Source organism: Cyanobium sp. L1E-Cus, from assembly GCF_024345755.1.
GTDB lineage: Bacteria > Cyanobacteriota > Cyanobacteriia > PCC-6307 > Cyanobiaceae > Cyanobium_A > Cyanobium_A usitatum.
The window spans coordinates 1-8,037 of sequence record NZ_JAGQBS010000029.1 but is presented as its reverse complement, the minus strand read 5'-3'; the positions used below and the strand labels follow the sequence as shown (position 1 = coordinate 8,037).

Annotated in this window: 10 protein-coding genes; 3 read left to right on the top strand and 7 right to left on the bottom strand. The window is 60.8% G+C overall.

What is annotated here, in order from left to right:
* Window positions 1-267: 267 nt before the first annotated feature.
* The 4 genes from KBZ22_RS14045 to KBZ22_RS14030 all read right to left on the bottom strand — a co-directional run bounded on the left by KBZ22_RS14045 (window position 268) and on the right by KBZ22_RS14030 (window position 1,987).
* A complete protein-coding gene (locus KBZ22_RS14045; RefSeq protein WP_255022451.1) occupies window positions 268-420 on the bottom strand; it encodes a hypothetical protein in 153 nt (50 codons plus the stop codon).
* Window positions 417-635, bottom strand: a complete 219-nt coding sequence (locus tag KBZ22_RS14040) for a hypothetical protein (RefSeq protein WP_254942595.1) — start codon at window positions 633-635, stop codon at window positions 417-419. The genes KBZ22_RS14045 and KBZ22_RS14040 overlap by 4 nt, the downstream gene beginning before the upstream one ends.
* Before the next feature lie 54 nt (window positions 636-689).
* Complete coding sequence (locus tag KBZ22_RS14035; RefSeq protein WP_254942594.1) at window positions 690-896, bottom strand: Nif11-like leader peptide family natural product precursor; 207 nt, start codon at window positions 894-896, stop codon at window positions 690-692.
* 149 nt (window positions 897-1,045) lie between these two features.
* Complete coding sequence (locus KBZ22_RS14030; protein WP_255022450.1) at window positions 1,046-1,987, bottom strand: RimK family alpha-L-glutamate ligase; 942 nt, start codon at window positions 1,985-1,987, stop codon at window positions 1,046-1,048.
* Between the two features lie 237 nt (window positions 1,988-2,224).
* On the opposite strand from KBZ22_RS14030, the gene KBZ22_RS14025 reads away from it, so the two are divergent.
* Window positions 2,225-3,184: an esterase-like activity of phytase family protein gene (locus KBZ22_RS14025; RefSeq protein ID WP_255022449.1), complete on the top strand. Its 960-nt coding sequence runs from the start codon at window positions 2,225-2,227 to the stop codon at window positions 3,182-3,184.
* A 29-nt stretch (window positions 3,185-3,213) separates the two neighbouring features.
* Window positions 3,214-5,409, top strand: coding sequence for a PhoX family phosphatase (locus KBZ22_RS14020; protein ID WP_255022448.1), 2,196 nt, complete (start codon window positions 3,214-3,216; stop codon window positions 5,407-5,409).
* Between the two features lie 190 nt (window positions 5,410-5,599).
* On the opposite strand, the gene KBZ22_RS14015 is transcribed toward KBZ22_RS14020, so the two are convergent.
* Window positions 5,600-6,244, bottom strand: a complete 645-nt coding sequence (locus tag KBZ22_RS14015) for a phosphatase PAP2 family protein (protein ID WP_255022447.1) — start codon at window positions 6,242-6,244, stop codon at window positions 5,600-5,602.
* A gap of 709 nt (window positions 6,245-6,953) precedes the next feature.
* On the bottom strand, window positions 6,954-7,196 hold the full coding sequence (locus KBZ22_RS14010) for a hypothetical protein (RefSeq protein ID WP_255022446.1): 243 nt from the start codon (window positions 7,194-7,196) through the stop codon (window positions 6,954-6,956).
* A gap of 301 nt (window positions 7,197-7,497) precedes the next feature.
* Between KBZ22_RS14010 and KBZ22_RS14005 the strand changes: the two genes are divergently transcribed.
* Entirely contained in the window at window positions 7,498-7,782 is a 285-nt protein-coding gene (locus tag KBZ22_RS14005; protein WP_255022445.1) for a hypothetical protein, read from the top strand.
* 61 nt (window positions 7,783-7,843) lie between these two features.
* On the opposite strand, the gene KBZ22_RS14000 is transcribed toward KBZ22_RS14005, so the two are convergent.
* On the bottom strand, window positions 7,844-8,037 hold a 194-nt coding region (locus tag KBZ22_RS14000; RefSeq protein WP_255022444.1), incomplete at its 5' end, for a winged helix-turn-helix domain-containing protein.

Here is an 8,037-nt window from a genome sequence, read left to right as displayed (position 1 = left end):
CGCTTTTTGGCTGTTGTTTGCTCGTAATCAGCAAACCCGAGCTGCTTGCCGCCCATCACCCCAGTCCCGGCCTTGGTATGCGCACCTATTCTCGCGTGGATGCCCTGCGTTTTCCAGAGTCTCCTTAAGTAGTGCGGCAGGCGGAACAACATCGACCGCCTAGGTTGTGAACGGGTGCAGCAAGGGTCGAGCTGCGTTTGCGTTTCCAGGCTGATTGGGAGGGCCACCACCTGAGCTGAAACCTCGGGATCGGAGGGGGACCAACAATTATCCCTCGGCTAAATCCTGAGATGCGAGGGGATCTGGAAGGCCCTGGGTGATCGCTAGGGCGCGTTTGTAAATGGCACTTGAAGTTGCACCGGCAGCCTCCATGGCGATGCGCATGTTCTGCCAGTAGTGCAGTGAGTCGTCTTGAGTCATGCGAGCTGCTGCGGTGTCAGGCGCAAGCGGCCGCTCTGCCGTGGCAGGCGGCAACCAAGGTTGATCTGCCCCTCGTCGACCAAGCGCCCCAACCGAAGCGCCAAGGCTTCCTCGTGGCGGGCAAAGGAAACCTGCTGGGAGGCGACCCAGGAGATCTCATGCTCCGTGATCACACCACTAGAGATCGACTCCAGAAAGACTTCCCCGACTGTCATGAGAGTGATGTAACAACTTCGTTACATGCTGCCGCGCCCAGTCTCGCTCCGTGGCTAGATCACGCCAGTGGCTCCTTGCGCTTCCGCTGCGTTGTGGTGCTCCAGCCAGGCGTTTTGTAGGTCGGATCTGGTGAGCCGATAGCCCAGCTGGCGGGCGATGTGCAGCAGTTCCTGGCGGCTATGGCACTGGTGCAGGACCTGCTGGAGCGTCGGGCTGGTTTCTGCATCGGCCACCATCCGCTCCAAATCAGACCAGCTCATCTACTCAAACCAAAGATGGGATCAACCTCGCGTGAACTGGAGCCTGCTGCCAGGTTCCCTGAGGCACATTGCGGCGCATTGTTGTAAAGGTGCAGCGTTGCGAGCTCAGGACTGCTCTGCTGAGAGCCCAACAAGCCAGTAGCAAGCAATCAGGTCGCGGCCTTCAGGGCTTGCAGTTGGGGATGCACTGGCGGCAATAACTGCACTTTTGATCTGCAGTGCTCAAGCACCAGGCGAGCCACGTTCAGGCCCGTGGCTGTCTCAAAGCCCTGAAAGCCTGGGGCGCTATTGACCTCGCAGATGCTGTAACCATCGCCATCAAACAGCAGGTCGACACCAGCTATGTCGAGGTTCAAGGCGGCGGCTGAATCGCGCGCTAGTCGCTCCAGCTCTGGGTTAAGCGGAAATGCCTGCCCATCCCCACCCCTACTGATGTTTGCCTTGAAACTGCCATCGGTGCTGCTGCGCAACATGGCGCCAATAACCTGGCCGCCAATTACCCAGACCCGCAGGTCCTTTCCGGGTCTTGTACCGATGTACTGCTGCAGGATCAGGCTTTGGGAGCGATCCAGCCCGGAGACCAGCTCCATCAGGTCACGGAAGCTGGCTGGGTCACGGCTGAGCACAACCCCGTCGCCATAAGAGCCAACCAGCAGCTTGATGACACAGGGAAACCCAATCTGTTGGGCGACCAGATGGGGATCGACTGGAAAGCGCACCAACATGGTGCGTGGGATTGGCAAATTGCTCTGGGCGAGGATTTGGTGCGCATAGAGCTTGTCCTTGACCGCCTCGATGGCGCTGCTGCGATTCACCACAGCCACACCCAGGTGCTCCAGCTGGCGCAGGATCGCCAATGAGAAGTAATCCGTGGCACTACCAGTGCGGGGCAGCAAGACATCGGGGAGTTGAACCTCAGCGCCGCAGCGCCGAATTGATCGCCGGCCACCGCGGCTAACGATTAGATCGATTTCTTCTGGTGCGACGGTCTCAAAGCGGATGTCAAGAACGCGCGCCTCCTCCCGCAACCGCGTCAGCTCAAAGGGCTCGACCATTCCGGTCGGTCGCTTTTGAAGCACCCAGAGATCCATTTCAGCCCCATCCACAAACTCACTTTTCTCGTGGCGTGGCCATGGCTACAAGCCTTTTCATCACAGGGACACGCTGCAGGCGCAACAGGCAAAAGAGCAGTAGCTCTGCTAGAGCTGAAACTCTGCTGAACCTGAACCTCACTTGATCCAATTCGGGTGGTGAAAGTGATCGGCACGATGTCCTTCCAGTTCAAGCCCACCCCCACTGAAATATCCGCGTCGACCTGAGCACTCGCCATGGACGCACCCACCGCTATTGCCCTGCCCTGTCCACTCTCTGCCGGCTGGGAGGTTGTCGAGCAGCGGCTGATCGAGCCGAGCCAGGGGGGTGGCTTCTCGGCCGGGGCCTACCGCCCAGAAGTTGATGAGTTGTGGCTGCTGAGCGATGCTCCCCGCGGCAGCATCAGCCGCTGGCGTGGCTTCCGAGCCGGCGGACTGAAGGGTCTCGTGCCGCTGCCACCCCTACCGCTGAAGCAGCCGCAGCCCATGGACGGCGAAGGGCTGGTGGTTGAAGCCCAGCACTTTTGGGTAGCCACTGAGGGGCGGCTGCAACCTGCGCAACCAGCTGCGTTGCTCCGCTACAACATGGCCGCAGGTTCGCTTCTGAGTAGCCGGGAGCTGCCGCCAGATTGGCGCCTCCAACCCAAGCGTGGACTGCGCAGCAATGGGGGCCCGGAGTCCCTGACCCGTTCACCTGTAGACGGGGCCTTGCTGATGGCGGCTGAACAGCCCCTGCTGCAAGATCCACCTGATCGCGTACGGCTGCTGCGCTGGGCGCCCGATGCCAGCGGCGCCCTGCAACCTGCAGAGCTGCGCCCCTTGGCCCTGCCACCTGGAGGTTGGGGGCTCACCGATCTGCTGGCCAGCAAGCAGGGACTGCTGGGTTTGTGGCGTCGGTTTACGGCACCCGATCAGTGGCAGGCGCGACTTGTGCTGTATCCCGCCAGCGCCATCACAACCAACGCCACCAGCAACGCTGAAGTCCCCCCCGTGGCACCACTGATCAGCTGGAATCTGCTGCAGCTCGGTCTTGCTCCAGATAACTGGGAAGTGTTGCTGGCGGCTCCGCCCCTTGGCGATGGCCGACCAAGCTTGCTGCTGGCGACCGACGACAACTTCAATCCCCTGCAACGCTCACACCTTGCCCGGCTGGCGCCGCGCCAGCTGCCGGGCTGCTCAGCGCCACCCCAGCAATGAAACAGCAATGAAACAGCAATGAAACAGCAATGAATCGCTCCGCGCTCAAACGCCGCCAGCTGCTCGAATTGCTGGGCATCGGTGCTGGCAGCAGCGCCGCTGCCATGCTGCTGCCGCAGCTTGAGGTGCGCAGTCGCGGCACGGCAGGGGATGCTGCCCTGCCCTTTGTGCCCGTGCGTGCACCTCTGCCCTTGCCTGCTGACGGGCTGAGTGCGGCAGACCAACGGCGCATCTATCGGACGTTCAACGTCGACGACAAACTGCTGGTTCCCGAGGGCTATCGCGCCGAGCTGATCGCTGTCTGGGGGGATCTTCTCGCCACGGGTCGCTTTGGCTTCAACAACGACTACCTGGCATTTCAGGCCCTGCCTGGCGGGAAGGCCTTGTTGAGTATCAACTTCGAATACATCAGCCCGCAGACCTGGTCGGCAGGTTTTTCAGAAGCCGTGGGCACCACTCTGCCGCTGGAGCCTTTGCAGCAGTCCCTGGCCAGCCGCGGCGGCAGCGTGGACGTGGCCAGCCTGGCTGCGAACGACCCGCTGCGTTCGCTGATCGAGGCCGTAGCCCGTGCTGCCATGGCTGATCTCGGCATCGGCGTGCTCGAGCTTGAGCAGGGGAGCTCAGGCTGGCGCCGCCTGGGCGGCAGTCGCTATGAGCGGCGCATCGATGGGCTCAGCGGGCTCAGCCAGCCGGACCAGGCATTGCGCTGCAGCGGTCCGGCGGCGGCGGTGTTTCGCCACAGCCAGCCGCTTGGCTACCGCGACGGCCTGGGTGATCGGATCATCGGCACCTTTGCCAATTGCGCTGGCGGCACCACCCCCTGGGGCACCGTGCTGAGCGCTGAGGAAAACTTTCAGTCGCAGGTACCCGAGGCCGTCTATGCCGATGGCTCGGCGGCTTCCCCCGAGAAGCGGCCGTTCCGCTGGGATGGTTCACGCCTCGACGGGCTCGGCAATCCCTTCGGGCTGGCCGGCAATAAGTACGGCTGGATGGTGGAATTCGACCCCAGCGAGCCAAGCAAACCCGCGGTTAAGCACAGTCTTCTGGGCCGCTTTCGCCACGAAGCCGTTGCCGTTGTGGCGCGGTCTGGGGAGCCGCTGGTGGTGTATTCGGGTTGCGATCGCCATGGCGGCCACTTTTACCGCTTTGTCAGCGAGGGGCTCGTGCAAGACCCGCTCGATCGCACCAATTCGCGGCTGTTTGCAGCCGGGCGCCTGGAGGTGGCCCGTTTCAACGCAGAAGGCAGCGGCACCTGGATTGCTCTGGAGGCCACCACGGCGGTGCAGCCGCAACCCCCCAGTCATTACGAGCGCTTTGGCTGGGAGCAACCGGTCGTGTTGCCCCACAGCGACCGCCAGCGCAGCGGCAGTGAAGCGCTCAGCAGCGATTCCGCACTGCAGGCCTATAGCAGCCGCTACAAAAAACTTGGCGATCTTTACCCGTTGGGCGGCGATGACGTGCAGGCGCAGCTGCGGCAGCAGGGGGCGATCTTGATTGATGCCCATCTAGCCGCCAATGCTGCTGGTGCCACCGCCTGCCCCAGGCCAGAAGACACCGATATCGACCCGATCAACGGCGACCTGCTGATCGCTTTCACGGCGGCGGGCCGTGATGACGGCGGCTGCAGTGATCCGGCAGTCTTCCGCGGCCCCAAAGGCGAATCCCTCTGGCCCCACGGTTGGGTGATGCGCCTGAGCGATGGCGGCGCTGGCCGAGGCGCCCGCTTCCGTTGGCGGATGGTGGCCGCTGGCGGCCTGCCCTGGGAGGGCGGGCTCGGTTTTAGCCATCCCGACAACCTCGCCTTCGACCCATCCGGCAACCTCTGGCTGGTGACCGATCGCTCTGGGGATGCCGACCTCGATGTGTTCGGCAACAACAGCTGCTGGCTGCTGCCGCGTGAAGGTGCAATGGCGGGACAGGCCCTCTGCTTTGCGATCGGTCCGGTGGGGTGTGAGCTTTGCGGGCCCTGCTTCGATAGCGAGGGCCGCACGCTGTTTCTGGCGGTGCAGCACCCAGGCGAGGGCCAGGGTGTGCGCCAAGGCAAGGAGGTGGAAGCCCAAGCCCACAGGCTGGTCGATCGAAACGGTCAACGCTTCGAGCAGCTGCGCTGGGTGCCGCTCGGCTCTAACTGGCCCTCAGGCGTGCCTGGCCGGCCTCCCCGGCCAGGAGTGGTGGCGATCCGACGGCTGAACAATCAACCACTGATCGCTGCTCCCTCGGGGTAAGCAGCTCGGATTGGGATCGCTAGCCCATGTGGGACTCAACATCGGCACCTGGATTTAGTCCGCCAACACCGATGCAAACCTTCCACCGGCGACACCGTAGCTGGAATCCCCTCCAAGCTCACCATCGCAACCGGCAGTATTACCACGCTTATTAGCGACCAGCGCCGCCCCAAATGATGCTGCCTAGCCATCAATCGGAAAGCAATGGCAGGCCAGCCGGGGGAGCAACCAACAACCGCTGAAGTTCATCGGCTAGTTGTTGTTTGAAGCTTCTCCATTCGGGGGATTTGATCACATCTCTGCTGATCGCCAGGGCCAGCCTCTGACTGGCCTCCACATCACTGGGGTAGTGCACACCGCAGTAAGCACGGGCATGGCCCCCTTGCGAGCCCACAGCCATGATCCGCTCTCGCCGTTCTGGAAGCAGATCTGCCAACAGCAGCCCGGCCGTCGCAAACCAAGTTGCGTGGCCGCTAGGAAACGACCACCCTTTTTCGAGGGGAAGACAGGGCTTGAACTCGCCATGGCTCACAAATGGCCGGGGCCGGGCAAGGCTGTCTTTGAGTTGGTCCTTCACCGAATCCACCTGTGCCAGATACTGCACCAGCGACTTGGAGAGCATGGGTGCGGTCTTGGCCAGATCACTGCCGATGGCAGGCTCAAACGGACTGAGATTGCGGTTGAGAAAGCGCCAGCTGTGGAGAATGCCCTCAGCCGTTCTGGTGCGCTGATTCCAGCGCAGGATTGCCAGGTCGTGCGCCTCTGCCAGGCTTCCAGCAGCGGGAGGCTTGCCAATCGCCTCTTGATAGTTCCTGGCTTGAAGCTGCGGCCCCACTGCTGACACGGGGCCTTGAGCGAGCGCGGGATGCCCTTGGGCCAGTCCTAAGCCGGCTGACAAAAATACGCTGAACCAGATGCCCCTTTTCATGCCCGGGCTTGATTAGTGGCCTGTCTGAGATCCTGCCTGCTAAAGGTTAAGACTTCCTTATCCATGCCGATCTTCATGGCAACCCACACCATTGCACAATCAGCTACTGCAAGAAGAACCATCGCATTAAGACCATATTAATCTGAGCTCAAAGTAAGCAATCATCGGCAAATCTGTGGCCCTCAACACTATAGAGCCCACGTAAAGTCAATTAGATAATTTTCCCATGGAGGAAATCGGTGCGGATTACACGCTCCGATCAACAGCACCTCATCGTGCTTTCCAATGACGAGTCCACAGCTCTGATGGAGGCCTGCGCCCTAGTGGTGACGGCCGTTCATTCCCATCCGTGCCTGAACCTCCCGCCAGCGATGCAAACCGTGCTCTGCCAGCTGTTCACAGGACTGCGTTCCTCATGCAAGCAGCCCCGCAGCGCCCAAGGGTGATCTAGGCCATGGCCAGGGGCCTGGTAGCGCTCAGCTTTTTACTCCCGGTAAATCCGCCGCTCGTGCTGAGCACCGGCGAGCATGCGGTTCCAGTAGGGGGCGGGCTCCTGCTTGTAGTTGAACTCGGCCATGAACATTTTGCCGTAGCTGGTGATCAGCGGGCAGCAGCTTTAGCTGGAGTAGGCAGCCGCCAGGGGCAAGCCATCGATGTAGGGCAGCAGGTTTGCCACCACCTCGGGCGGACCCATCGGCGGGGTCACGTTCAGTAGGTCGTAGGGAATCACCTCCTCGAGGCTTGTCTTACCCTCGCTCACCTGGCCTCTGCGGTATTGATAGCGGCAGGCGAGACTCGCTAAAATGCAAGCGCTGTCGTCCCGGCCCTGGGAAAATGCAGCGGATCTTGACAGCGGCATAGCAGAGGCAAAGGATTAGGCCCGCTAGCGTTCACGATGAATAAAAACCAAGACAGCCACAAGTGTCTTGCGGTCACTTCCGCTAGTTCCGCAGCGGGATACTGCTTTGACGGGAGGGTGCTCTGTGTTGGCGTCTTGATGACTGGAATTCCAGATGCGATCGCGGTATTCATCGTTGATCACCCACAATGGGATTAGTACAGGCTGATGCAGCCCGCAGTGGTCAAGCACTACCTTGATGGATTGTTTCGCGGACCAAAGCAGGAGCCCGGTGAGCCGGAATCGCTATCAAGATGAGGCCATGAAACAGCTATCCGGAAAAAGCAAACCGAAGTGGCTGGTGCTGGCCAGTCAAATGCTGGCCGGAATCGTTTTTGTTGCCATGACCATCAGCGTTCTTCCGGCGCTGCTGATGATGTCGCTTGTGACGGCCTTGCTGCTGATACCTGTCTTGAGGCAGGTTCGCAAGGAGGCAGAAAAGTCTGGAATTGAACTAAATTCACCTCCAAAAGACATGGTCAATGTCACACCTTTGCATCGCCGCTTGCAGCAAGACCTCTGGAAATATCTTGGCCTTATACGTTGACTTTAGGGGGTGCTGCCGGGGCCAGTCCTGACTGCTTTATGGAGAGATCACGAGCATTGGCTCATATATTGAGAGACATTTCTTCTTGGCTGCAGCGCCGAAACATGTAGCCTTTGCCTCGCGTTGTAAGAATAAGTTCTGGAACCTCTACGTCTTCTTCCACTTTTGCGCGCAGTCGTGATATGTGAACGTCTACTACTCGACTGTCATTAGAGCTCGTGGGTTTGTACCCCCAAACCTGCTCGAGGATGTCCA

Bases quoted from the DNA above. Each gene is read 5' to 3' on its own strand.
- KBZ22_RS14045 (WP_255022451.1), bottom strand. From the start codon at position 420: ATGACTCAAGACGACTCACTGCACTACTGGCAGAACATGCGCATCGCC.
- KBZ22_RS14040 (WP_254942595.1), bottom strand. From the start codon at position 635: ATGACAGTCGGGGAAGTCTTTCTGGAGTCGATCTCTAGTGGTGTGATC.
- KBZ22_RS14035 (WP_254942594.1), bottom strand. From the start codon at position 896: ATGAGCTGGTCTGATTTGGAGCGGATGGTGGCCGATGCAGAAACCAGC.
- KBZ22_RS14030 (WP_255022450.1), bottom strand. From the start codon at position 1,987: ATGGATCTCTGGGTGCTTCAAAAGCGACCGACCGGAATGGTCGAGCCC.
- KBZ22_RS14025 (WP_255022449.1), top strand. From the start codon at position 2,225: ATGGACGCACCCACCGCTATTGCCCTGCCCTGTCCACTCTCTGCCGGC.
- KBZ22_RS14020 (WP_255022448.1), top strand. From the start codon at position 3,214: ATGAATCGCTCCGCGCTCAAACGCCGCCAGCTGCTCGAATTGCTGGGC.
- KBZ22_RS14010 (WP_255022446.1), bottom strand. From the start codon at position 7,196: ATGCCGCTGTCAAGATCCGCTGCATTTTCCCAGGGCCGGGACGACAGC.
- KBZ22_RS14005 (WP_255022445.1), top strand. From the start codon at position 7,498: ATGAAACAGCTATCCGGAAAAAGCAAACCGAAGTGGCTGGTGCTGGCC.